Raw genomic sequence first — 22,798 nt, 5'->3', positions numbered from 1 at the left:
ATGGCAAGCAATCAATCACCATCAACTCAGAACAATTCCGATGAAATTGATTTGGGACAATTATTTCAATTAATAAGAAGAGGTTTCAATACTATTTTTCGTTGGATTTTAAGAGTATTTCTATACCTTAAAAAGAACATGCTTTTACTTATTGGTCTTGTAGTTGTTGGACTTGCAATAGGTTACGGTTTAAATCAAATTATATCAAAAAAGTATAAAACAGAGGTAATTGTAAAGCCACAAATAGAAAGCAAGAATTATTTGTATGACGTAGTAAACGAAATACAGGCTAATATAAAATCAAAAGACACTTTATTTTTTAAGTTATTAGGCGTTGAAAATATTAACTTTGATGGATTAAATATTGAAATCTCTAGAGTTGCAGAGGTTGGTAATTCGGAGAGCGACCTTAAATATTTAGAATTGCTTCAAAGTTTTGAAAATACTGATGCTATAGCAGATATTGTTAGGGCAGAGTTACAGAATAAAAGTTCTTTTAATCATAGAATTACATTCTACTATAAAGATGCAGCGTTCGGTAAAATATTTGCAGAAAAAGTATTGAATTATATTAATACAAATACGTATTTCAATGGACTTTTAGAAGTGTACAGAGGTAATGCAAATGCGCGTATTGATGAGAATCAAAAGCTTTTGACTCAAGTCGATCAAATCATTACTAATTATACGCTTGGATTAATAAGCAAAGGGAGTGCCTCTTCCAATGAAAAAATCGTGTTAGATAATCAAGAACAAGTAAATATTGCCGATATTTTTGAATATAAAACAAAACTAATTAGAGATATTGAAACCAAGAAGCTAGAATTAGAGGAGCAAACATTGCCAGTAAGTATTATTAACTTAGGTCAACCTCAAGTAGAGCAAAAGTCGTTTTTCGGTAAAAGTATTGTGTTAATACCTATTATATTTATTTCTGTATTTTTCATTTTATCGGTCTTGTTATATTTAAACAAAAAAGCAAAAATTATATTATAATTCATGGTGGGTCACCAATCTAAAAAGACAATTTTAATTACTGGGGGCGCTGGTTTTATTGGCAGTAATTTTATCCCTTATTTTCTAGATAAAAACCCTGGTATTAACGTTGTTAATTTAGATGCCTTAACCTATGCTGGAGATCTAGATAATCTGCGAGAAATTGATGCTCAACCAAACTATACATTTGTAAAAGGAGACATTTGTGATTATGTGTTAGTTAATCAATTATTTGAAAAGTATAAAATTACAGATGTTATTAATTTTGCAGCCGAATCACATGTAGATAACTCTATTAATTCACCTGGTCAGTTTATAAAAACGAATATTGAAGGCACATTTAATCTTATAGAAATTGCCAGAAATTATTGGAAAAGTAAAAATAATAGATTTCATCATATATCAACAGATGAGGTCTATGGTTCATTGGGTGAAAACGGCTATTTTACTGAAGCGTCGAACTATCAACCAAACAGTCCCTATAGTGCATCAAAAGCATCTTCTGACTTTTTAGTAAGAAGCTATCACCATACTTATGGCATGAACGTAGTAACCAGTAATTGTTCCAATAATTATGGACCAAAACAACATGATGAAAAATTAATACCGACTATCATTAGATCAGCAATAAAAGGAATGAAAATTCCGATTTATGGAAATGGAAAAAATGTGAGAGATTGGCTGTTTGTTCAAGATCATTGCATTGGTATTGATACGATTTTTAAAAAAGGAGTTGCCGGTGAAACATATGTTTTGGGAGGAAATAGTGAATATGACAACTTAACTATAGCTAAAAAAGTTTGTGATATTTTGGACCTTAAACTAGCTAATTCTAAGGGGAGCTACAAAAATCAAATCGAGTTTGTCGAAGATCGTTTAGGACATGATTTCAGATACGCTATAGATGCATCTAAAGTTTTTGAAAAATTGGGCTGGAAAGCCTCAGAAAGCTTTGAATCAGGTTTAGAGAAGACAGTTAATTGGTATCTTAATAAATACAGACCCTAATACTATGAAAGGAATAATACTAGCAGGTGGTACAGGTTCTCGTTTATGGCCATTGACAAAGGCTTTAAGTAAGCAATTGATGCCTATTTATGATAAACCAATGATATATTACCCCTTGTCTACTTTAATAACAACAGGTATAAGAGAAATTTTGATTATTACGACTCCTGAAGATTTGCCTTTATTCGAAAAGCTACTCTCTGACGGAAGTCAATTAGGGTGTAAATTTAAATATGCCATTCAATCTGAACCCAAGGGACTAGCAGAAGCTTTTATTATCGGAAAAGATTTTATAGGCTCTAGCAAAGTGGTATTAATACTTGGTGATAATATTTTTTATGGAAATGGTCTTGAGAAATTGTTAAAGGAAAATTATAAGCCAGACGGGGGTGTTATCTATGGTTATCACGTAAATAACCCCAAAAGATACGGTGTAGTGGAGTTTGATGCTAAAGGGAAAGCTATTTCAATAGTTGAAAAACCTAAAATTCCTAAATCTAATTACGCCATTCCTGGAATTTACTTTTATGATAACGAAGTAATAGAGATTGCTGAAAATATAAAACCTAGCAGTAGAGGTGAATTGGAGATTACAGATGTTAATATTGCTTATTTAAAAAAAGAAAAGTTACAAGTAAGTGTTCTTGATAAAGGAATTGCATGGCTAGATACAGGAACCTTTAGTTCTTTAATGCAAGCATCTCAATTTGTTCAGGTTATAGAGGAGCGACAAGGTCTTAAAATAGGCTGTATAGAAGAAGTTGCATATAAACAAGGTTTTATAGATTCAAAACAACTTGAAAAATTAGCAGAACCTTTGTTAAAGAGTGGTTACGGTGAATATTTAATGAATTTGATTAAATGAAAATAACCGAAACAAAACTAAAAGGTTGCTTAATTCTAGAACCTCAAATTTTTGAAGATAATAGAGGTGTCTTTTTTGAGATCTTTAAAAAAAAGCAACTAGAAAATGTTTTAGGGTATGAAGTTGATTTTGTACAAGAGAACACATCTATTTCTAAGAAAGGAGTTTTAAGGGGGTTACATTTTCAAATAGGAGATAGCGCACAAGCCAAGTTAGTTTCAGTTCAAAAAGGCGATGTGGCTGATGTAATAGTTGATATTAGACCAAATAGTGCAACGTTTGGCCAACACGTTAAGGTTAACTTATCTGAGGTAAATAAAAAAAGCATTTTTATACCAAAAGGTATGGCTCATGGTTTCGTAACGCGAACTAATGAGGCGACATTCACTTATTTGTGTGACAACTACTATAACCCTAAAATGGAATCAGGTATTTTATATAATGATTCTGATTTGGACATAGATTGGGGTATTGATCCACTAGAATTAATAGTTTCGGATAAGGATTTGATTTTGCCAAGTTTTAAAGAACTGATAAAATGAAGAAAGTTTTAGTTACTGGGGCAAATGGGCAATTAGGGAGGTGTTTACAAAAAATTGCCCCACAGTATAAAGATTTTGAATTTACTTTTAAAAATTCTAATGATTTAGATATAACTGATATCTTATCAATTAAAAAATCCTTCGACCTAGTTGGCTTTGACTATTGTGTCAACTGTGCTGCTTATACAAATGTTGAGCAGGCAGAAAAAATGCCTGAGATTGCCTTTAGCGTGAATGCTGAAGGAGTTAAAAACCTAGCTTTAATATGTAAAAAATACAATACCTTACTAATACATATTTCTACGGACTATGTCTTTAACGGTGAGAAAAAGGAACCATATACCATAAAAGATACTCCTATGCCAATTAATGAATACGGAAAATCTAAATTATTAGGAGAAAATTATATTCAGGAGATAACGAATGATTACTGCATCATTAGAACTTCATGGTTGTATTCTGAGTTTGGAAAGAATTTTTATACTACTATTTTGAAGAAGGCCAAGGCAGGAGACAATCTTTCTGTTACCGACGAACAAATCGGCTGTCCTACGAATGCGAATAATTTGGCATCGTTTATAATCAGTCTTGTTTCAAACTTAAACTCCAGAAGTGGTATATATCATTTTACAGATGGTTTATCTTGTACTTGGTATGATTTTGCTCAAAAAATAATTTTAGATCAAAATTTACAATATAGAATACTCTTAAAAAAAGACAATAATTATAAAACTATTGCTAAAAGACCTAAATATTCGGTTTTGGCTCTAGAATAAGTTTAATGATTTTTAATAATAGTACTTTTTTAAACCATGAGGCTTTTAAGCTTAAACTTTGAAACCAGGTGATAGCGATAAAAAAATTCTTAACCATTTCAATAGTAAGATGATTTTTTATAATTGAATTGTTAATAAAGATTCGGTATTTATATTTTTGCAAACTAGAAATGTCCAAATTTATATTGGAGGATATTGAATATATAAGAGTGCAAGAAAAACATTTATTCGAGCATTTTAAATTTTAAATCAAAAGGGATTTAAAGATTAACTATTTTTTACAGGTTAAGGGAAAATTATAGTTAGATAAACGTAAGCTTTAAGGCCAGTAAAAGCCAACTAAAATATGAAAAAACTTCATCTAATTTCAGCTATGTACAGTTCTAAAGGACATGGTCGGGAGTATATAAGAAATATGTGTTGTAGATTGGAGGATTTCTATAGTATAACTCTTCATATAGCTTCTGATAAAATACTAGAAACACCAGAGGGGATAGAAACAAATTATTTGAAAATAGATTATTCAAAGACAGATGCAAATAATTTCGTAAAATTTTCAATATTTGCCCCCTATATTAGGGCTATTACCAAACAATATTTTTCATTTTGTTATTACAAAAAAATATTAAAATCAGAATTAATTAGAGAAGGTGATTTAGTTTATATCATGGATTATGATGTAATCCCTTTGGTCTTTCTTATAAAGGGCTTAAAGAGAAAGAAAACCTCAAAAGTTTTTTTGTGGATTCATAGTGCTAAATTTAAGTCAAGAGATATTATATATTCTATATATAAAAGTATTTTTAAAGTTATCTTTAATCATATTGTATTTTCCAATATTACAGCGATTGTTGTGAATGGTAAATACATTAAAACAGAAATTCTTAAGAACCTTAAGATTTCTCAAGAAAGAATACATATAATACAATATCCAAGTGAAATTTTATTTAAAAAAATTCCTAAAGATATTGCGCGTGAACGATTGAACTTAAATAAGAAAGATAAGATTATCTTATTTTTTGGAATGCTAAGAAAAGATAAAAACATTGAACTTCTGATTAAAAGCGTGTCTGAGGCCTCAATACTGCCAAAACTTATAATTGCAGGGTCAGAGGCATCTGTTACTAGATTGGAAATAGAAAATTGGATTGAAAAATATAATTTAGAAAATTATATATTAGATATTGATTACATTTCTGAGGAAAAAATGTCTCTTTATTATAGTTGTAGTGATTTGTTGATGCTGACTTATGAACTAGAGTCTGGATCGCAAAGCGGGCCATTATCTCTTGCAAGAGAATTTGAATTGCCATCTCTAGTTTCAAATGTTGGAGAGATTGGTAAATATGTTGAAGAAAATAATGTAGGGCTTACCGCTGACCCAAATATAGAGGCTGATTTTACAAAAAAGATAAATATTATCCTTGATAATGATTTTACATTAAAAGATAGTTTACGGTCGGCAAAGGAAAAATATTCTTGGGAATCAGCGAGTTTAAAATATCGTAATTTATTTGATGGATAAGCTAAAAACACTACTTAAGCCTCTGAAGTCATTGAGCAAGGATGTTTTTATTCTCTCTGCTGGCATCTTGATAGCTCAATTAATACCACTTATTTTACAGCCTTTATTAAAAAGAACATTTACTCCAGAAGATTTTGGAACATTCGATGTTTTCTTAAAATCATTTTCAATTTTAGTAGCTCTATCATGCCTAAAATATGATAACGCAATTCTACTTCCAAAAAAAGATTCTGAGTCTAAACACGTTCTTTATTTATGCCTATTAATAAGCTCTTTTATTTTTACCATACTACTTTTAATCATTTTTTTTTTAAAAAATTGGTTAATGATAAAACTAGAAGGGTTTACATTTTTAGCCTTATTACTTTTACCATTTAGTGTTTTGGCTTTTTCTGTTTTTAATGTTTTTAATATGTATTTGATTAGAAGACGAAAATTTGTATTGTCCTCTACAAATAAAATATCTAGAAGGTTTTCAGAAGGATTAATTCAAGTTTTATTGGGGTTTTTAAATAATTCAAATGGATTAATAATAGGCGACGTGATTGGAAATGTTGTTCAAGGTGCTTTTTCTTTTTGGAAAGTAAAATTACTAACGCCTTTAAATCACTTTAGTTTTGATAAAATAAAAAAGGTTTTATATGAATATAGAGAACTTCCTATTTTTACTTTAGTGCCAAATATTTTGAACACATTTGTTTTGGGTTCTTTAACTTTTCTGATTTTGAGTAAGTTTGATTTACAAGAGGTTGGATATTTGGAGTTCACACAGAAAATATTAGCTATTCCTACAGTTTTCATTTCTACTGCAATATCTCAAGTGGTATTTCAACGTGTTAGTAAACATATTGCAAAAAAAGAAAATATAATTCCGTTATTGTTTTCTGTTATGGCTATTTTATTAATATGCTCATCCCTTTTTATTTTGATAATTGAATGCATGGGAACGGATATTTTTGTTTTAATTGGAGGAGAAGGTTGGGAAAGTTCTGGAGAATATGCACAAATATTAGTCTACGGGGCTGCAACAATGCTCATCTTTTCCCCTTTGGGAAAAGTCCTTATCGCCTTAAAGAAATTTAAGGTAAATTCGCTATGGGAAATATTGAAATTTATTGCAATAATTCAATTATTTAATATTGATAGAATATCTATAAATGAATATTTAAAAATATATACTCTTATTATTATTTGTTCATATTTGATTTACGGGGTATTAATAATTTATTTTTCATATAAGTATCAACTTGATAATAAAATTAAAATATAACAAGAAGAACGTTTTTTATTTAGAGGTTCTGATTTTTTTGCTTATAACTATTGTATATGTGTATGTTGTTAAAGACGTATATGGTTATATGGGTTTTAAGGGTGAAATTTTAGTAAAAAATGTATTTATCGGATGGCTTTTTTTCCTGCCGTTACTTTTTCTAGGAACCAAAATAAGAGAAGATTTTTTCTATAGTATATGGCATACCATATTTGTACTATATTTTTTTGGTCAGGTTATTTATTTTCAATTTAGTGATGGGTCGCTTAAACCTGTTTTAGCGAATACTATACTTCTATTAGTACTATTTCTCTTTTCTTTTGTAAAATGGGACTTTAATATAATTAGGCTTAAAGGTAAACAGATGCTAATTATAACTTTGGTTTCTATAGTGCTGTTTATTCCAATTTTTATTAAATACTTGCCCTATGTAAACATTAAAAGTTTATTACTTCAGGATATCTATGTTACCAGAATATTTTTTAGAAGTTTTGACGATCCATATTTTGGTTATTTAAGGGCTCCACTTTCGAGAGTAGTCTTACCTTCTTTATTAATTATTTCAATTATTAAGCGCAAATTTTGGTTGACAATTTTAGTTGGATTTATGATAATTTTTATTTTTCTAGTTGGTGCTTTAAAAAGTGTTTTTATTGGTATGATCGCTGTTATAATATTTTATCCCGGTAAAAATTTTATTGATAAAGTATACCTTTTGTTATATTTATTTTTAGGTGTAACAGTATTTGGATTAATTGTTTATGTATTTAGCGGAAACACTTTTTTGTTAAATTCTTTTGTAAGGAGAGTTTTGTTTATTCCGCCAATGTTAGATAATTATTATTATGATCTTTTTGATAAAGAACCTCTGTTTTGGAGTTATAACTTCATTGGAAATATTTTCTTTGATTATCCTTTAGATCGCCCACCTAATATGTATATAGGAGAAACTATATTGAATAAAGAAGGTATGAGTGCAAACGTGGGTTTAATAACTGAAGGTTTTTTTTCTTTTAATTATTTAGGTGTTATAATTCATTCATTGATTGTTGGTTTTGTATTTGTCATACTTAAACAGATTAAGATTAAGCCAGTTTTTTTTGGAATAATTTTTGTCTATATATACTATATTAACACTTCCTTTTTGACCGTTTTATTACTAACTCATGGATTGCTTTTTTTTGTTATTTATTCATATTTTTTTCTAAATAAAAACTATGAATAAAAAAATTCTTCAAATATCAAATGATTTTGCTGATCAGAAAATTTATATAAACTTAGTTAAATCACTTTCTAAAAAAGGTTTTAAACAAGTGGTATACGTTCCAGTAAAAAAACAAAATAAAATTGATGGTAATAGAGATGATTCTGTAGAGAATGTAGATTATTTTTTTTCCTTTATTTTGAAGACAAATCTTCTTTTTAAATTAAGGTACTACAAAAAAATCAAGCTTATTTTAAATGATATCGAGAGTAAAATTGATTTGGACAAAATCGACATAGTCCATTCTCATTTTCTTTTTAGTGATGGAGGCGTGGCTTATTTGTTAAAGAAGAAATATGGCATTCCTTATGTAGTAAGTGTTAGAGCATCTGATATTTTTACTTTTTTTAATAAAATGGTTCATTTACGAAAGTTTGGAAATGAAATAATGAAAGAGGCTAGTCAAGTTATATTTATAAATCACTCTTATGTAAATATATTTAAAAAGAAATATTTATGTAAAGGGTTTGAAGATGTTCTACAAAAAACAACTATAATACCTAATGCGATTGATCAAAAATGGTTAACATCTAAACCTATATTTAAGGAAATTTCTAATTCGATTAAACTTCTATATGTTGGGCGTATTATTAAGAGAAAAAAATTAGATGTGGTCATTAAAGCAGTTAATAGGTTAAATGAGCAGGAGAAAGGTTTAAATGTTACCTTAGATGTAGTTGGTACCGGTGATTATTTAAGTAAAGTTAAAGAGTTAGCAAATGAAAATATAAGCTTCCACGGATCAATAACAAGTCATGAAAAGTTAATGAAAGTTTATAGTAAATGTCATGTTTTCGTTATGCCATCAATTAAGGAAACATTTGGTTTAGTTTATATTGAAGCCTTAAGTCAAGGGCTCCCTATTATTTATTGTGAGAACGAAGGTGTTGATGGTTTTTTTCAAGATGTAAAAGTTGGCTATTCTGTAAGAGCAAATTCTATTGAAGATGTTTATGATAGAGTTTTAGATGTTAGACAGAATTATCAGAAACTTAGTAAAAATGCAAGACAATCATCTATGAACTTTAATTGGAATGAGATTACTGAAAAATATATTGCTGCATACTCCAATGCTTAATGTTGAAAATAAGGAAGATAATTTATTTCAAATTTTATTTTGGAATAGCTTATGCATAGCTTTTTTTTTACTGCCGTTTGGAACTAATATTCCAACCCCTTTTTTTATTCTCGCTATTGTTTTTGGATTTGGAAATATATTAAGAGCTCGAAATTTTCGGATTTCAGAGAATAAAATCTTGCTGTTTCTTCCATTATATTTTACCATAATGGTATTTAGCTTGGTCTATACTGATAATATTAGCGTTGGCGTAAAGTTACTGGAGAGGTCGTTGTCTTTTCTTTTTTTTCCAATTATATTTCTGTATACAAAAGAGAATTCATTAATGATAAAAAGACTCCTTATCTTTTTGCTTATCGGATTGCTTGTTAGTTTTTTGGTTAATCTTGTAATTGCTAGTTATAATTCGATATCTATAATTGATGGAGTTCTTTCTATTGATACATCAATAAATGGAGGTTATTCTTTTTTAGACTCTTTTAGTCATGGTGGAAGTTATTTTATTAGTGGAGAATTTTCAAAATTACTACACCCTAGTTATGTTTCTGTATATATTCTTGTCGTGTTAGTTTATTTTATTAAAAATAAATTTAAGAATTGGCTTCAAATTCTAGTAACTATATTCTTATTGGCTTATCTATTCTTATTGGCTTCAAGAAGTGCTTTTATGATTCTTGTTGTTATCTCAATATTCTTAATTTTTTATACTAAAGATGTTAGAAAAAAATATATTATGGTTGGGTGTTTTTTAGTCGGTTTATTGTTTCTTAGTAGTAATCCAAGAATATCACATTTTTATTCTAGACTTAAAGGGCTTAGTAGTATGGAACACTATAAATACGCAACTTCTGAACAAGCTCGCTTATTGACTTGGGATGCAAGTATTAAACTAATTAAAAGTGAGCCTATATTTGGATATGGAGTTGGGGATGCAAATGATGTATTAATAGATAAATTTAAAGACTTAGATTACATTTATAATTATAAAAAGCAATATAACGCGCATAATCAATTTTTACAAACGCTACTCCAAACAGGAATTATAGGTTTTATCTTTTTGTTAGTTCCTTTTGTTTTTTTAGCAATTGGATTAAGGAAAAACTATGGTTTTTTAATTTTACTTATTTTATTTTTTTCTCTCATGTTTGAGTCTATGTTAATTCGTTTTAATGGAATTGTTTTTTATGCTATAATGCTGTCTTTGTTGTTTAAAAAGAATTTATTTAATAATAAAATTTTGTAATGGGTTATCTCCGATTAATTTTAGCGCTATCTGTAGTAATAGCACATTCTAATTCAATTCTTGGTATTAATATTGTTGGCGGAAGAGTTGCGGTTCAAGCTTTTTTTATAATATCAGGCTTTTATATGACTCTTATTTTAAAGGAGAAATATATTGGGAATAATAATTCTTATAGTTTGTTTATCTCAAATAGACTTTTGCGATTATACCCATTGTATTGGTTTGTACTAATTTTAGTTATTGTGTATTCAATGTTTGTTTTTTTTAATTCCGGTGGAACTAATTTTGGTAAGCTTCAGTTGTATTTGGAATATTTTGAAAATTTAGAATTTAGTAGTTGGGTTTTTTTAATACTGTCTAATATATTTATTGTTTTTCAGGATATGGTAATGTTTATGGGTTTAGATACTAATACTGGAGAACTTTTTTTTACTGATAATTTCAAAGAAACAAATCCAATGCTATTCAAGTTTTTAGTTATACCACAGGCTTGGAGTGTTGCAATAGAAATATCTTTTTATTTAATAGCTCCGTTCTTAGTTAGGAAAAAATTAGGACTTATTTTATTGTTTATACTTTTTTCTATTAGCTTGAAATATATTTTATTTCAATATGGATTTACAAAAGATCCTTGGAATCAAAGGTTTTTTCCAAGCGAATTAACTTTTTTCCTTTTAGGTACGATTTCTTATCATATTTATAGTAAAATAAAACATGTCAAAATAAAACCTATATTTCTCAAATTAGTATTTTCTCTTGTGATATTTTTCACATTATTTTATAATAAAATGAATTTTGACTATAAATATTTTGTTTACTTCATTTCGTTATTTCTTAGTATTCCTTTTATTTTTTTATGGTCAAAGAATATGAGAACAGATAGGTATGTTGGAGAATTATCTTACCCGATATATATCTCTCATTTATTTTTATTAATGATTATAAAAAACCATAAAATTCCAATTCCAAAACAAGAAATTGGGTTGGGGTTAGTGGTGTTTTCCATTTTGTTTTCTATTCTATTAAATGAACTTGTTTCAAAGAGAATAGAATTAATTAGGCAAAGAAGAGTTGGTTGAAATATATTAAGTATTTTTTTAGTAAAACCTTGGGCGTTACAAATGTTTATTAAAGGATATAAGTACTAGATAATTTTGGAATAATTGGAATTTTTCAACAATAGTAATCACACTAATATATTTGTTATAGATGCCATAGCAAACGAATTGTTAAATTCGTTTGAAATAGATTCTCCGGACTTTATAGCTTCTACAGGAGTAAATCGTAGTACATATGGATTTTTATTTTCTTCTGGTGGTATATAGTTGTTTTTGGGAATAAATCAGAAGAAGAGGTTGATGTTAGTATTAGTATGGAAGATGCGTATAGAAGTCCTCGTGTTTTTGAAAGTTGCTATCAGCTGCTAGAACCAACAGGTAATAGCTGAAAAGAAAATACATATGATGTAACTTTTCTTACGAATTTTACAACTGGTGTTTTTACATTACACATGTGGTTTACATATTACCCTTCTGTCAAAGTTAATATCGATAATATTACCTTAGAAAGAATGGATTAAATAAAAACATTATGAAGAATTTTACTTATTGCTTAATACGGTTAATTTTAGGCTGTAGTACCTCAGATGATACGAAGAATACTATTGCTTTAGAATCAACTTTAGAGGCAATTATAGATACGGAAGATACAATTGATATTTTTGAAGCAATTACATTAGATGGCTCTAGTTCTAAGGGCGATATAGTAGATTATTCTTGGAAATTAATTGGTCTCCCTGAAAAAATAAGTGAATCTTTAATAGCCGTATTTAAAGAATAAGTAAGCAACCAAACAGATGTTGTTCTAAATTTTATACCGCGTATATCTGGTACGTATACTTTTGAATTTACCGTAAGAGACAAATTAGAAAACATCAGCTTTATTACAAAAAGTATTATCGTAAACTCTATTTGTAATATCGATGTTACGGCAGAGAATTTATTTACAGAATCATTCGATTTACAGATCACTGGTCAGTAGATTTAGGAGAGTTTAATGATCCAGATAGCAGTCGTTGTCCTCATTTAATTTTAGAAGAAGGGTATTTTATTCTTGATAATGGATATTTAGAAATAAGTTCAGGTACCAATCGGGTTTACAGTTATGTAACAAGAGACTTGTCTAATATTGATATTTCTAAAGATGATTATGTTCGGTTTAGAATAAAAATAGATGGTGCTTTTGAAGGACCTAGTTATCAATTTGATTATGTGGATGTTGAGAATAAAAATGCTAATATTAAAATTACATTTTCAAATTACGAAATAAGAATACGAAATGATACAGACTTGTGGTACAAAAGGAGATTCAGATATTTCAGTGATTTTGATGATAAGGAATTACATATTTTCTTGAAATTTTACCTGAAACGTCTGGGGATAAGAAAATTACTTTTATGGTTGATAGAGGGCAGGTATTTGAAAATTGTGCGTATGAGATGAATTATAAAATAACCAATGTAGAAATAGATAAACTTAATTAGTAAATCAAAAATCTTATAACCACAAAAGAGAGCTTGTCAATAAATGATTCTAATCAATTACTCACGCAAAATGGTTTTTTTTAGGAAAGAACTTTATATTGCTCGGAATGACCGTTTAAGTAATTTTTGTAACTTAAAAATTTAGCAAAAGATATATCTATAGATAATTTCTAAGTAGGCAGGAATATTTGTAATCTAAATTTTCAAGAGATACAGTCAAAAGATTCTTGTAAAAAGTAATTGTTCTTATTTTAAATAACAAATAAATTCTTAATACAACTAGTATTGTACCTGATAATCTTTTTTAAAAGGCTTACTGCTCCATGCTTTTTTTGAAGTCCAATCTTCATAAGGAGCACTCCAGAATTCATCTGTTGGTGGTAGTCCTAAAGGTAAAAAACTTAATGTAGTCATATATAAACTACCTCTTGATGTATAATAATCAGCTAACTCTGGCTGATGACCTCGAAAACCTAATTGTAACCATCCTTCTTTGTCAAAAACATCATCTATTAAAAGGTTTTTTTTAACGGCCGTAAGCGCACATCTCACTTGTGCGGGTTTTATTTCTTTAGGTAATTCTTTCATCAAAGATATTTGTGATAATGCCTGAAAAGCAGCTGTTCTATAAGTAATAGATCTTCCAATAATAGGATAGGTACCTTCAGGAGATATCATTCTTTCCAATTGAACTGCAAATCTGGTCATTCGTTTTACAGCCAAGTCATAATCTTCTTTGTTTGCATGACCTTTTTGAACCAAAACCTTCAATGTGTCTACAAGCATACTATGCATGACATAAGAATTATAATAATTATATGAGAATTTTACGCCATCTGTGTACCAACCATCGCCAATATACCATTCATTATAATATTTTAAGGCCTTATCTACCGCTGGTTTATCCCATTGCTCTCCTATTGAAAGTAAAAATACCTCTGTTAATGCTCTACACATGAGCCAATTATTTTTGTGAGCCTTTCTTGTTCGTAAAGCTTTGAGTTCTGTTACCATTCTATTTTTTGTAACTTCATTTAGTGGTTTCCAAAGTTGTTCAGGAGCTCTAAGAAATGCCTCTACAAGATGCCCAGCATCTACAATTGGTTGTTTTTCTTTCCTGAAATTTAAGTAATCTGGACTTAACGGATTTACTCCATTTGTAATGCCTTTTAAAAAATAAGTTCTTAATTCTTTTCTCAAGTGACCTTCTTTAGTATCATCATCAGGTAAGGATAACCAAGGTGCTATGCCAGCAGCTGTCCTTCCTACAGCCTCTAAATAGGTGACATTTTTTCGAGAGTCGTATGAAGGTGACTTTGTAGCAGGCATGTTTTTTACTAATGTTTCATTTGCTAGATTGGAAAAAACTGGGTAAGCAATTTTAAAAAGCATTGATGACCAGTATTTCCTGTCTTTTAATCCATTCTCATAATTGTTTTTTATTTCTAAAGAATTTGCCGATATACTATTAGGTTTCAGGATAGCTATTATTCCGGATAGTGAAATGGAACTTATAAATTTTCTTCTAATCATAATTTTAATTTATTGAAAATTATGAAAACATTTTTAGAATGAATTTTTTATTTTAAAAGTATACTTATGTTTATTTACATTAGTTTGCAATAAAATTTTTAAAAAATAAGATTTTGGTTTCAATAATAACACCAGTGCATAATTCAGGGAAATTTATTGAAGAGTGTATACAATCTGTAAAATTGCAGACCTATATAGATTGGGAGCATATTTTGGTGGATGATTGCTCAACAGATAATAGTGTTAAAATTATAGAGGAATATGCTCAAAAAGACTCTAGAATTAAGCTTCATTGTTTAGCTGTAAATAGTGGAGCGGGTACTACCAGGAATAAGGCGATAGAACTTGCCAAAGGTAATTACATTGCGTTTTTAGATAGCGATGACACTTGGTATCCTAAAAAGTTGCAACTACAGTTGAATTTCATGATTGCAAACGATTATTATTTCAGTTTTACCAGTTATGATAAAATGGATGAACTAGGAAATAACCTCAATAGTATTGTGAAATCAAAAAGATTTGTTGATTACCATTCTGCTTTATATAAGAATCCGATAGGATGCTTAACTGTCATGTATGATGTGAAATATTTTGGTAAGCAGTATATGCCATCAATTAGAAAACGGCAAGACTATGCTTTGTGGTTAAAGTTGTTAAAAAAATCTGATGCTTACGGTCTTAATGAGGTATTAGCAACATATCGTATAGGTAGCGAATCAATTTCTTCCAATAAGTTTAAACTTTTGAAATATGAATGGCAGATATATAGGGAGGTAGAAGGTTTGTCATTTTTTAAATCTGCATTTTATACTGTTTCGGCAATTATTTTAAAATTGAAAAGCTATTTTTGATTGTTATAAGTAAAAAATAAAATGCCAAACCCTTCCATTTTAAATTCGATAGAGCGAAAATTTATACTTTTAGTAGGGGATTTGGTAATTATTATTGCCAGTCTTAATGTGTTTGTCAATAATGCAATTGATATTGAATTCGTATCTTTTAAGCTTAAGGTGATAGTAACCTTATTTGGGGTATTATCATTTCTAACGCTTTCCTATATATTAGACCTATACAACTTACAAAAAACATTAAAAAGAAAATACGTAGTATCTCAAGCCCTTTATATAACTGCATTATTTGTTTTTATAGTTTTTATTTTTTCAGTACTGTTTTTTGATACTAGTTTCTGGAGAATTCCTTTATTGGTTTTTTTAATACTAACCCCAATTGAAATTGCACTTTGGCGATTGTTTTTTGTCAATGTTTTTAGGGTTATACCAACTACTAGAAATGTACTATTGATATATGATAAAGAAACTGAAAAACATTTTAGAGAGGTAACATCGTCTATTGATGGAGATGATGTTGAAACTTTTTATAAAGTAAAGTTAACGTACAACCTTAATCAACATAGTGAAGTTAGAAAAAAGTTTCTTGTAGCAACTGAAAAAGTTGATTCTTGGATAGTCAATATTAAGAATTATAGTGACTTTCCAGATGATTTAGAAAAGATTTTACTAAGATCTATTTTGAAAGGAAAGGAAGTTATTTCGTATACCTCGTTCTATGAAAATACTTATGAAGCTTTGCCAATACAATCTCATAATGATAGTTTTTATGAGATTCTACAATTTAGAAATAGAAAAATCAGGTATTTACATACTATTTTCAGCTTCATTATAAATTTTGTTCTTTCATTATTTGTGGGTATTGCTCTTTTAATTTGTATTCCTTTCGTTTTCATATTAAATTTTTTTTTTAACAAAGGACCATTGTTTTATACTCAAAAACGTGTTGGTTTTCACGGAAATGAATTTAAAATTTATAAGTTCAGATCTATGGTTGTTAATGCAGAAAAGGAAGGTGCAAAAATGGCTGTTAAAAATGATGCTAGAATAACTCCATTTGGAAGAATATTAAGGGTTTTTAGAATTGATGAATTACCTCAAATTTTATCTGTTATAAAAGGAGATATGCAATTTATCGGTCCACGCCCTGAAAGAAAAGTATTTGTCAATCAATTAAATTCACTCGTACCTTTTTATGGCACCCGTCATTTAATTAAACCTGGTATAACAGGTTGGGCTCAGGTCAAGTATAAATATGGGGAAAATTTAGAAGATTCAATTAAAAAATTAGAATACGATTTATATTATATTAAAAATCGTTCTATTACTTTAGATTTACGAATTGTTTTTAAAACTGTTACAACGGTTTTATTTTCCAGAGGTGTATAATACTAAATATGAAAAGAATATTAATTACGGGTGCCGCTGGCTTTTTAGGTTCTCATCTTTGCGATAGATTTATTGCTGAAGATTTCCATGTTATAGGTATGGATAATCTTATTACAGGAGATTTAAATAATATTGCGCACTTATTTCCATTGGAGCATTTTGAGTTCCATCATCATGATGTCTCTAATTTTGTTCACTTAGGGGGGGAATTAGATTATATCTTGCACTTTGCATCACCTGCAAGTCCTATAGATTATTTGAAGATTCCGATTGAAACCTTAAAAGTTGGTTCGTTAGGTACGCTTAACTTACTCGGACTCGCAAAAGAGAAAAATGCTAGAATATTAGTTGCATCCACTAGTGAAGTCTATGGAGACCCTTTAGTTCACCCTCAAACGGAGGAGTACTATGGTAATGTAAGTCCTATTGGTCCACGTGGAGTTTATGATGAAGCTAAACGCTTCATGGAGTCCATTACAATGGCTTATCATAGACATCACGGACTAGATACTCGTATCGTTCGTATATTTAATATCTATGGGTCTAGAATGCGTTTAAACGACGGTAGGGTTGTACCTGCTTTTATGGGGCAAGCTTTACGTGGTGAAGATTTAACCGTATTCGGAGATGGCTCTCAAAGTAGATCATTCTGTTATATTGACGATCAAGCAGAAGGAATATACCGTTTGTTATTTAGTGATTATACAGATCCTGTTAACATTGGAAATCCGCATGAAACTACTATTAAAGAATTTGCAGAAGAGATTATTGCTTTAACAGGAACCAAACAAAAAGTAATTTACAAACCGCTTCCTCAAGATGATCCTACACAACGTCAACCCGATATTACAAAAGCGAAGGAAATTCTGGGTTGGGAACCAAAAGTACACAGAGCAGAAGGATTAAAAATCGTATACGATTATTTCAAATCGCTGTCTCCAGAAGACTGACAAAAGAAAGAGCATAGAGATTTCTCTACTAAATAATATTATATAAAAGCAAAAAGTATTTTTGCAAAAATGGATAAAATGAATATTTTAATTCTAGGATCGGGTGGTCGTGAGCATACTTTTGCTTGGAAATTGACTCAAAGTAACAAACTTTCCAAACTTTTTGTGGCACCGGGGAATGCGGGTACTGAAACAATCGCTACTAATGTACCAATTGGTGTGAATGATTTTGAAGCCATTAAAAAATTGGTTTTAAAGGAGAATATACAACTGGTTATGGTTGGCCCAGAAGATCCGTTGGTAAATGGTATTCATGATTTTTTTCTTGTAGATGACCAATTAAAGAATATTGCTGTTATTGGTCCTGAGAAATTAGCAGCCACTTTAGAAGGTAGTAAAGAATTTGCGAAAGAATTTATGATGAGACATCAAATTCCAACCGCTCAGTATAAAAGTTTTACAGCAGAAACTGTTGAAGATGGTTTTAAGTTCTTAGAAGAATTGAACCCTCCTTTTGTTTTGAAAGCTGACGGACTGGCTGCGGGTAAAGGTGTAGTTATTCTTAATGATTTGGACGTCGCCAAAATTGAATTAAAATCAATGTTGGTTGATCAGAAGTTTGGTGATGCCAGTACTACTGTTGTAATAGAAGAGTTTCTTGACGGTATTGAATTAAGCGTTTTTGTTCTTACAGATGGTAATAGTTATAAAGTTTTGCCAACTGCTAAAGATTACAAAAGAATAGGAGAAGGCGATACCGGACTTAATACTGGCGGTATGGGAGCTATTTCACCGGTTCCTTTCGCAGACAAGGTATTAATGGACAAGATTGAACAGCGAATTGTCAAACCTACCGTAGAAGGGCTTAAAATGGATAAAATGCCTTATAAAGGATTTATCTTTATCGGTCTTATCAAAGTTGGTGATGATCCTAAAGTAATTGAATACAACGTTAGAATGGGTGATCCAGAAACAGAAGTGGTATTGCCACGTATTCAAAACGATATGGTTGAATTGCTTGATGCAGTGGCAAAACAAAAATTATCTGAGGTTGATTTGCATTTAGACGATAGAACTGCTACTACAGTTATGACGGTTTCTGGTGGTTATCCAGGTTCTTACGAGAAAGGAAAAGAAATTATGGGCATAGACACCATAAGTGAATCTTTGGTGTTTCATGCAGGTACAACTTTTAAAGACGGTAAGGTAGTTACAAATGGGGGCAGGGTAATGGCTATTACTTCCTTTGGTAATGATTTTAAGTCAGCATTGGCCAAGTCTTATCAAAATGTAGAAAAACTTTCTTTTGAGGGAATGAATTATAGAAAAGACCTTGGTTTCGATCTTTAGGTAATAGTTATCCATCGGATTTTAGAAACTAAAATCCGATGGATAATATATTTGACTACTATAAGTAAGAATGAGAAGTACTTGATTTGTCTTCCTCTCCTTTTTCGTTATACTTTTTCAATTCAAGCATCCAATATACAAACGCTGCAGACCCGATTAGCATAAATATCCAGTTTAAGATATTTGCTAAAGCCCAACTGTCTGTAAAACGTAAAAAATCTAATGGTGCAAATAGTACATTTACGAACAAATCCGCAATACCTTCAAAAAATGATTTCATCTTATTACTATATTTACAAGCAAAAATATAAAAAGCTTAGATGATTACAAGCATTTTTGAGAAAACAAAACCGGTGAATTTCATCATTCTTCTGGTTTTTTTGTTTTTATTCTATTGGTCAGTGCAATTTTATCTACTAGATTTTGCACTTGACGATATAGAAATTGTACCTTCTTTAGGAATATTGAGCCTTCTTTTGTTTAGTGTTTTTATAGTTGATTTTGTGGTTAAAAGAAACAAATTAACGCGAACAAATTCCTTCGCAATATTATTCTTTACCTTGCTATTTGTGGTGTTTCCAGAAACGCTAATTGATAACAAGGCCATTTTTACCAGTTTTTTTCTTCTACTCGCCATGAGGCGTTTGTTGAGTATTAAATCGTTAAAAAATATTAAACTTAAGATATTTGATGCCGGACTTTGGATCTGTATTTCAAGTATATTTTATGAATGGGCTTTGCTGTATCTACTTCTTGTTTTTGCTGCCATATTTATTTACGAACCTAAAAATATTAGAAATTGGCTAGTAATTATTTCTGTAGGCTTTTGTTTTTTTATGATACTATACGGTATATTAGTGTTACTTGATAAGCCTTCCTTTATTCAAAATCATTACGATTTTGCTATCGATTATGATGCTATATTACCACTTAAATGGTGGTCGAGTTTAAAAATGTCATTATTTGCAATTGTCAATATGGGGCTTGCTTTTTCTACATTTATAAATCTGAATAAAGCAGGTATGGGCAAGGTTATTGTAATGAGATTAATTGCCTTTTCATTTGTAATCGGTTTGGTGGTTAATGTTTTAGTTACATCCGATAATAATAATGCAGTTATGATTACCTTTTTCCCATCTGTAGTATTTATTGTAAATTATTTGGAGTCCATTAAAAAGCCAAAGATTTTAGAACTTGTGCTTATTGCTAGTATCGTAGTACCTATAATTGTTTTCGTAACTAAACTTTAGGTTTGTCCTTTAAACTTTATCTTTGTAAAAAAATTTTCACATGTTTAGCGATTTCGCATTTCAGATATTTAATTCGAGTATAGAGAAGTATCACATAAAAGATGATGTGTATCAAAGCTTTGAAAACCCTTACTCTAAAGAAGATATAGAACACTTGTTATATCGTAAAAATTGGATTGATACTGTACAATGGCATTATGAGGACATTATTAGAAATCCTGAAATTAACCCTGATGATGCGTTAGTTCTCAAACGAAAAATCGATGCTAGTAATCAAGATAGAACAGATCTTGTGGAGTTTATCGATAGTTACTTTTTAAATAAATACCAATCGGTTGATATAAAACCATTTGCTACGATAAATACCGAAAGTCCCGCTTGGGCTATTGACCGCTTATCTATTTTAGCCCTTAAGGTATATCATATGAACGAAGAGGTTACGAGGATTGATGCTTCGGTAGAGCATAAAGAAAAATGTCAAATTAAATTGAATATCTTACTAGAACAGAAAAAAGACTTGTCCTTAGCTATTGATCAATTACTTAAAGACATTGAAGAGGGTAAAAAGTATATGAAGGTATACAAGCAAATGAAAATGTACAATGATGAGGAACTAAACCCCGTCCTTCGTGGTAATAAATAAATCTTCTCATATTCTGGTTATAAGGTTATCTGCTATGGGTGATGTTGCTATGACCGTACCGGTAATTTTAGGTTTAGTAAAAAAGTATCCAGAAATAAGTATTACTGTATTAACCAAAGCTTTTACCGCCCCTATTTTTTTAGACATACCAAATGTTACAGTTCTTATTGCTGATGTAAACGGTGAACATAAGGGTGTTTTAGGTCTTTGGAAACTTTCTAAGCAACTTAAAAGATTAGAAATCGATGCAGTTGCCGACTTGCATAATGTGCTACGTAGCTCTATTTTAAAGCAATTTCTTAGGTTTTCATCTATTCCATTTATACAATTAGATAAAGGTAGAGCAGTTAAGAAAGAGTTGATAAAACGCAATAGAAAAAATTTCTCTGCGCTTAAGTCTACTTTTGTAAGATATGCAGAAGTTTTTGAGAATCTCGGTTTTCCTATAACTAAACAAGAAATGAAAACCCTTTCTCAAAAAACGTTTTTTAAAAACGAAACAACGTTTAGTGGTTTCGATGAGAGCGAGCTCATTGGTATTGCCCCATTTGCTGCATTTAGTGGTAAAATGTATCCATTATCTTTAATGGAGAACGTTATACAGGAGTTAAATAATACAGATAGGTATAAAATAATATTATTTGGTGGAGGAGAGAAAGAAATTGCGGTTTTGAATAAGTGGGAAAAGCTGTATACTAATTGCAGTAATGCAGCAGGAAAGCTATCCTTTGCGAATGAGCTTGTTTTAATATCCAACCTTCGGCTTATGCTGGCAATGGATAGTGGTAATGCTCATTTAGCATCGATGTACGGAGTGCCAACCGTTACACTTTGGGGAGTTACACACCCTTATGCTGGGTTTTATCCATTTAATCAACCTGAGAGTTATGGTCTTTTATCAGACCGAAATATTTTTCCTGCCATTCCAACATCCATCTATGGTAATAAATACCCTGAAGGATATGACAATGTTATGGAAACTATTAAGCCCGAAACTGTAGTTCAAAAAATAAAAGAAATTTTAGAACTCCCAATTAAGGGTTAACCACTTTCGCTTCTATGCTTTTAAAGTATTGACGCAATTGAGACATAAATCGATACTTTTTAGCTGAAGGAGTTGAACTCGTCATTAAAGTTCTTACTCCGAAATATGAGCTCATTAGAAAAGTTGCTGCAGCTTCGCAGTCTACATGGCGATCCAAATAACCATTGAATTTTCCTTTTTGCAATGTAGTTACCAAATTAACTTCCCAAACAGTTAGTATTTCATTTAAATGGCGCATAATTATTTCATTTCGACCATTAAACTCGGTCAAGAAATTACTTAGAATACATCCATAATCCATTTCGTTGTGCACAGCGGTTTCCATATCATCATCAAAACATTTGGTAATTAAAGTCAATGGATTGTCATGCCCTTCTATTGGTTCTATTAAGGTGCTGTAAATTTTACGCGCCAATAAATTTTGAATAATTTGAACAAAGTAATCTTCTTTAGAATCAAAATGATAGTAAAAAGCTCCTTTAGATAACTCTAACCTCTTAAGAATGTCATCTACACTAGTATTATAATAACCTTGAGCATAAAATAGCTCTAATCCTGTCTTTTGTAGTCGTTGCATGGTAGCCATGCGTTTTAAACTCTTGTTCATAATATTGAGATTTGGGTAAATCCGACCATATGGTCTTTTTATAGAACTCGTGAGTTGTAAAAAACTTTTAGATT

The 22,798-nt window shown here is 30.1% G+C and carries 23 protein-coding genes; 20 read left to right on the top strand and 3 right to left on the bottom strand.

The features are described 5' to 3' along the window. The 13 genes from ACJJVP_RS05605 to ACJJVP_RS05545 all read left to right on the top strand — a co-directional run bounded on the left by ACJJVP_RS05605 (position 1) and on the right by ACJJVP_RS05545 (position 13,068). Positions 1-996, top strand: coding sequence for a hypothetical protein (locus ACJJVP_RS05605; protein WP_405411548.1), 996 nt, complete (start codon positions 1-3; stop codon positions 994-996). Positions 997-999: 3 nt separating this feature from the next. Next, a complete protein-coding gene (gene rfbB / locus ACJJVP_RS05600; protein WP_405411545.1) occupies positions 1,000-2,004 on the top strand; it encodes a dTDP-glucose 4,6-dehydratase in 1,005 nt (334 codons plus the stop codon). A 4-nt stretch (positions 2,005-2,008) separates the two neighbouring features. Then, positions 2,009-2,869 (top strand): glucose-1-phosphate thymidylyltransferase RfbA, encoded by an 861-nt coding sequence (gene rfbA, locus ACJJVP_RS05595; RefSeq protein ID WP_405411543.1) that lies wholly within the window; start codon positions 2,009-2,011, stop codon positions 2,867-2,869. Then, positions 2,866-3,411 carry a dTDP-4-dehydrorhamnose 3,5-epimerase gene (gene rfbC / locus ACJJVP_RS05590; protein ID WP_405411542.1) on the top strand — a complete coding sequence of 182 codons (546 nt, stop codon included), beginning with the start codon at positions 2,866-2,868 and terminating at the stop codon, positions 3,409-3,411. Before rfbA ends, rfbC begins: the two co-directional genes overlap by 4 nt. Beyond that, positions 3,408-4,187, top strand: a complete 780-nt coding sequence (gene rfbD, locus ACJJVP_RS05585) for a dTDP-4-dehydrorhamnose reductase (RefSeq protein ID WP_405411539.1) — start codon at positions 3,408-3,410, stop codon at positions 4,185-4,187. The genes rfbC and rfbD overlap by 4 nt, the downstream gene beginning before the upstream one ends. Positions 4,188-4,533: 346 nt before the next feature. Next, positions 4,534-5,712: a glycosyltransferase family 4 protein gene (locus tag ACJJVP_RS05580; RefSeq protein ID WP_405411536.1), complete on the top strand. Its 1,179-nt coding sequence runs from the start codon at positions 4,534-4,536 to the stop codon at positions 5,710-5,712. After that, entirely contained in the window at positions 5,705-6,982 is a 1,278-nt protein-coding gene (locus ACJJVP_RS05575; RefSeq protein ID WP_405411533.1) for a lipopolysaccharide biosynthesis protein, read from the top strand. The genes ACJJVP_RS05580 and ACJJVP_RS05575 overlap by 8 nt, the downstream gene beginning before the upstream one ends. Positions 6,983-7,070: 88 nt before the next feature. Beyond that, positions 7,071-8,207 carry an O-antigen polymerase gene (locus tag ACJJVP_RS05570; RefSeq protein WP_405411530.1) on the top strand — a complete coding sequence of 379 codons (1,137 nt, stop codon included), beginning with the start codon at positions 7,071-7,073 and terminating at the stop codon, positions 8,205-8,207. After that, positions 8,200-9,324, top strand: coding sequence for a glycosyltransferase family 4 protein (locus ACJJVP_RS05565; RefSeq protein ID WP_405411529.1), 1,125 nt, complete (start codon positions 8,200-8,202; stop codon positions 9,322-9,324). The genes ACJJVP_RS05570 and ACJJVP_RS05565 overlap by 8 nt, the downstream gene beginning before the upstream one ends. Continuing rightward, a complete protein-coding gene (locus ACJJVP_RS05560) occupies positions 9,281-10,567 on the top strand; it encodes an O-antigen ligase family protein (RefSeq protein WP_405411527.1) in 1,287 nt (428 codons plus the stop codon). Before ACJJVP_RS05565 ends, ACJJVP_RS05560 begins: the two co-directional genes overlap by 44 nt. Next, positions 10,567-11,646 (top strand): acyltransferase family protein, encoded by a 1,080-nt coding sequence (locus ACJJVP_RS05555; protein WP_405411524.1) that lies wholly within the window; start codon positions 10,567-10,569, stop codon positions 11,644-11,646. The genes ACJJVP_RS05560 and ACJJVP_RS05555 overlap by 1 nt, the downstream gene beginning before the upstream one ends. A gap of 511 nt (positions 11,647-12,157) precedes the next feature. After that, a complete protein-coding gene (locus ACJJVP_RS05550) occupies positions 12,158-12,406 on the top strand; it encodes a hypothetical protein (RefSeq protein WP_405411522.1) in 249 nt (82 codons plus the stop codon). Positions 12,407-12,744: 338 nt separating this feature from the next. Further along, a complete protein-coding gene (locus ACJJVP_RS05545; RefSeq protein ID WP_405411520.1) occupies positions 12,745-13,068 on the top strand; it encodes a hypothetical protein in 324 nt (107 codons plus the stop codon). Positions 13,069-13,388: 320 nt separating this feature from the next. On the opposite strand, the gene ACJJVP_RS05540 is transcribed toward ACJJVP_RS05545, so the two are convergent. Next, positions 13,389-14,642, bottom strand: coding sequence for a DUF2264 domain-containing protein (locus ACJJVP_RS05540; RefSeq protein WP_405411517.1), 1,254 nt, complete (start codon positions 14,640-14,642; stop codon positions 13,389-13,391). Between the two features lie 113 nt (positions 14,643-14,755). On the opposite strand from ACJJVP_RS05540, the gene ACJJVP_RS05535 reads away from it, so the two are divergent. From ACJJVP_RS05535 to purD, 4 genes are all read left to right on the top strand, one after another. Further along, positions 14,756-15,493: a glycosyltransferase family 2 protein gene (locus ACJJVP_RS05535; protein WP_405411514.1), complete on the top strand. Its 738-nt coding sequence runs from the start codon at positions 14,756-14,758 to the stop codon at positions 15,491-15,493. 447 nt (positions 15,494-15,940) lie between these two features. Further along, positions 15,941-16,879, top strand: a complete 939-nt coding sequence (locus tag ACJJVP_RS05530) for a sugar transferase (RefSeq protein ID WP_405411512.1) — start codon at positions 15,941-15,943, stop codon at positions 16,877-16,879. Positions 16,880-16,887: 8 nt separating this feature from the next. Beyond that, positions 16,888-17,829, top strand: a complete 942-nt coding sequence (locus ACJJVP_RS05525) for a UDP-glucuronic acid decarboxylase family protein (RefSeq protein WP_405411510.1) — start codon at positions 16,888-16,890, stop codon at positions 17,827-17,829. A 78-nt stretch (positions 17,830-17,907) separates the two neighbouring features. Beyond that, a complete protein-coding gene (purD, locus tag ACJJVP_RS05520; protein WP_405411508.1) occupies positions 17,908-19,179 on the top strand; it encodes a phosphoribosylamine--glycine ligase in 1,272 nt (423 codons plus the stop codon). Positions 19,180-19,237: 58 nt separating this feature from the next. Here purD and ACJJVP_RS05515 read toward each other — a convergent pair whose 3' ends face one another. Then, positions 19,238-19,459: a DUF6341 family protein gene (locus tag ACJJVP_RS05515; protein WP_405411505.1), complete on the bottom strand. Its 222-nt coding sequence runs from the start codon at positions 19,457-19,459 to the stop codon at positions 19,238-19,240. 40 nt (positions 19,460-19,499) lie between these two features. Between ACJJVP_RS05515 and ACJJVP_RS05510 the strand changes: the two genes are divergently transcribed. From ACJJVP_RS05510 to ACJJVP_RS05500, 3 genes are read left to right on the top strand one after another with little or no spacing between them, the layout of a single operon-like run. After that, positions 19,500-20,429 (top strand): DUF6427 family protein, encoded by a 930-nt coding sequence (locus ACJJVP_RS05510; protein WP_405411504.1) that lies wholly within the window; start codon positions 19,500-19,502, stop codon positions 20,427-20,429. Between the two features lie 40 nt (positions 20,430-20,469). Next, a complete protein-coding gene (locus tag ACJJVP_RS05505) occupies positions 20,470-21,072 on the top strand; it encodes a DUF4254 domain-containing protein (protein WP_405411502.1) in 603 nt (200 codons plus the stop codon). Further along, on the top strand, positions 21,059-22,117 hold the full coding sequence (locus ACJJVP_RS05500; RefSeq protein ID WP_405411501.1) for a glycosyltransferase family 9 protein: 1,059 nt from the start codon (positions 21,059-21,061) through the stop codon (positions 22,115-22,117). The genes ACJJVP_RS05505 and ACJJVP_RS05500 overlap by 14 nt, the downstream gene beginning before the upstream one ends. On the opposite strand, the gene ACJJVP_RS05495 is transcribed toward ACJJVP_RS05500, so the two are convergent. Further along, complete coding sequence (locus tag ACJJVP_RS05495; protein WP_405411500.1) at positions 22,107-22,724, bottom strand: TetR/AcrR family transcriptional regulator; 618 nt, start codon at positions 22,722-22,724, stop codon at positions 22,107-22,109. The genes ACJJVP_RS05500 and ACJJVP_RS05495 overlap by 11 nt on opposite strands. Between the last annotated feature and the right edge of the window lie 74 nt (positions 22,725-22,798).

The organism is Maribacter sp. Asnod1-A12, from assembly GCF_045063735.1.
Classification (GTDB): domain Bacteria; phylum Bacteroidota; class Bacteroidia; order Flavobacteriales; family Flavobacteriaceae; genus Maribacter.
This window is presented reverse-complemented; position numbering and strand designations above follow the sequence as displayed.

Excerpts from the sequence above, each read along its gene's own strand:
- ACJJVP_RS05575 (WP_405411533.1), top strand. The coding sequence starts at position 5,705 with ATGGATAAGCTAAAAACACTACTTAAGCCTCTGAAGTCATTGAGCAAG.
- ACJJVP_RS05510 (WP_405411504.1), top strand. The coding sequence starts at position 19,500 with ATGATTACAAGCATTTTTGAGAAAACAAAACCGGTGAATTTCATCATT.
- ACJJVP_RS05560 (WP_405411527.1), top strand. The coding sequence starts at position 9,281 with ATGAGATTACTGAAAAATATATTGCTGCATACTCCAATGCTTAATGTT.
- ACJJVP_RS05505 (WP_405411502.1), top strand. The coding sequence starts at position 20,470 with ATGTTTAGCGATTTCGCATTTCAGATATTTAATTCGAGTATAGAGAAG.
- ACJJVP_RS05565 (WP_405411529.1), top strand. The coding sequence starts at position 8,200 with ATGAATAAAAAAATTCTTCAAATATCAAATGATTTTGCTGATCAGAAA.
- rfbB (WP_405411545.1), top strand. The coding sequence starts at position 1,000 with ATGGTGGGTCACCAATCTAAAAAGACAATTTTAATTACTGGGGGCGCT.
- ACJJVP_RS05550 (WP_405411522.1), top strand. The coding sequence starts at position 12,158 with ATGAAGAATTTTACTTATTGCTTAATACGGTTAATTTTAGGCTGTAGT.
- ACJJVP_RS05580 (WP_405411536.1), top strand. The coding sequence starts at position 4,534 with ATGAAAAAACTTCATCTAATTTCAGCTATGTACAGTTCTAAAGGACAT.
- rfbA (WP_405411543.1), top strand. The coding sequence starts at position 2,009 with ATGAAAGGAATAATACTAGCAGGTGGTACAGGTTCTCGTTTATGGCCA.
- ACJJVP_RS05495 (WP_405411500.1), bottom strand. The coding sequence starts at position 22,724 with ATGAACAAGAGTTTAAAACGCATGGCTACCATGCAACGACTACAAAAG.
- ACJJVP_RS05605 (WP_405411548.1), top strand. The coding sequence starts at position 1 with ATGGCAAGCAATCAATCACCATCAACTCAGAACAATTCCGATGAAATT.
- ACJJVP_RS05515 (WP_405411505.1), bottom strand. The coding sequence starts at position 19,459 with ATGAAATCATTTTTTGAAGGTATTGCGGATTTGTTCGTAAATGTACTA.
- ACJJVP_RS05525 (WP_405411510.1), top strand. The coding sequence starts at position 16,888 with ATGAAAAGAATATTAATTACGGGTGCCGCTGGCTTTTTAGGTTCTCAT.
- ACJJVP_RS05555 (WP_405411524.1), top strand. The coding sequence starts at position 10,567 with ATGGGTTATCTCCGATTAATTTTAGCGCTATCTGTAGTAATAGCACAT.
- rfbD (WP_405411539.1), top strand. The coding sequence starts at position 3,408 with ATGAAGAAAGTTTTAGTTACTGGGGCAAATGGGCAATTAGGGAGGTGT.
- ACJJVP_RS05540 (WP_405411517.1), bottom strand. The coding sequence starts at position 14,642 with ATGATTAGAAGAAAATTTATAAGTTCCATTTCACTATCCGGAATAATA.
- purD (WP_405411508.1), top strand. The coding sequence starts at position 17,908 with ATGAATATTTTAATTCTAGGATCGGGTGGTCGTGAGCATACTTTTGCT.
- ACJJVP_RS05570 (WP_405411530.1), top strand. The coding sequence starts at position 7,071 with ATGGGTTTTAAGGGTGAAATTTTAGTAAAAAATGTATTTATCGGATGG.
- rfbC (WP_405411542.1), top strand. The coding sequence starts at position 2,866 with ATGAAAATAACCGAAACAAAACTAAAAGGTTGCTTAATTCTAGAACCT.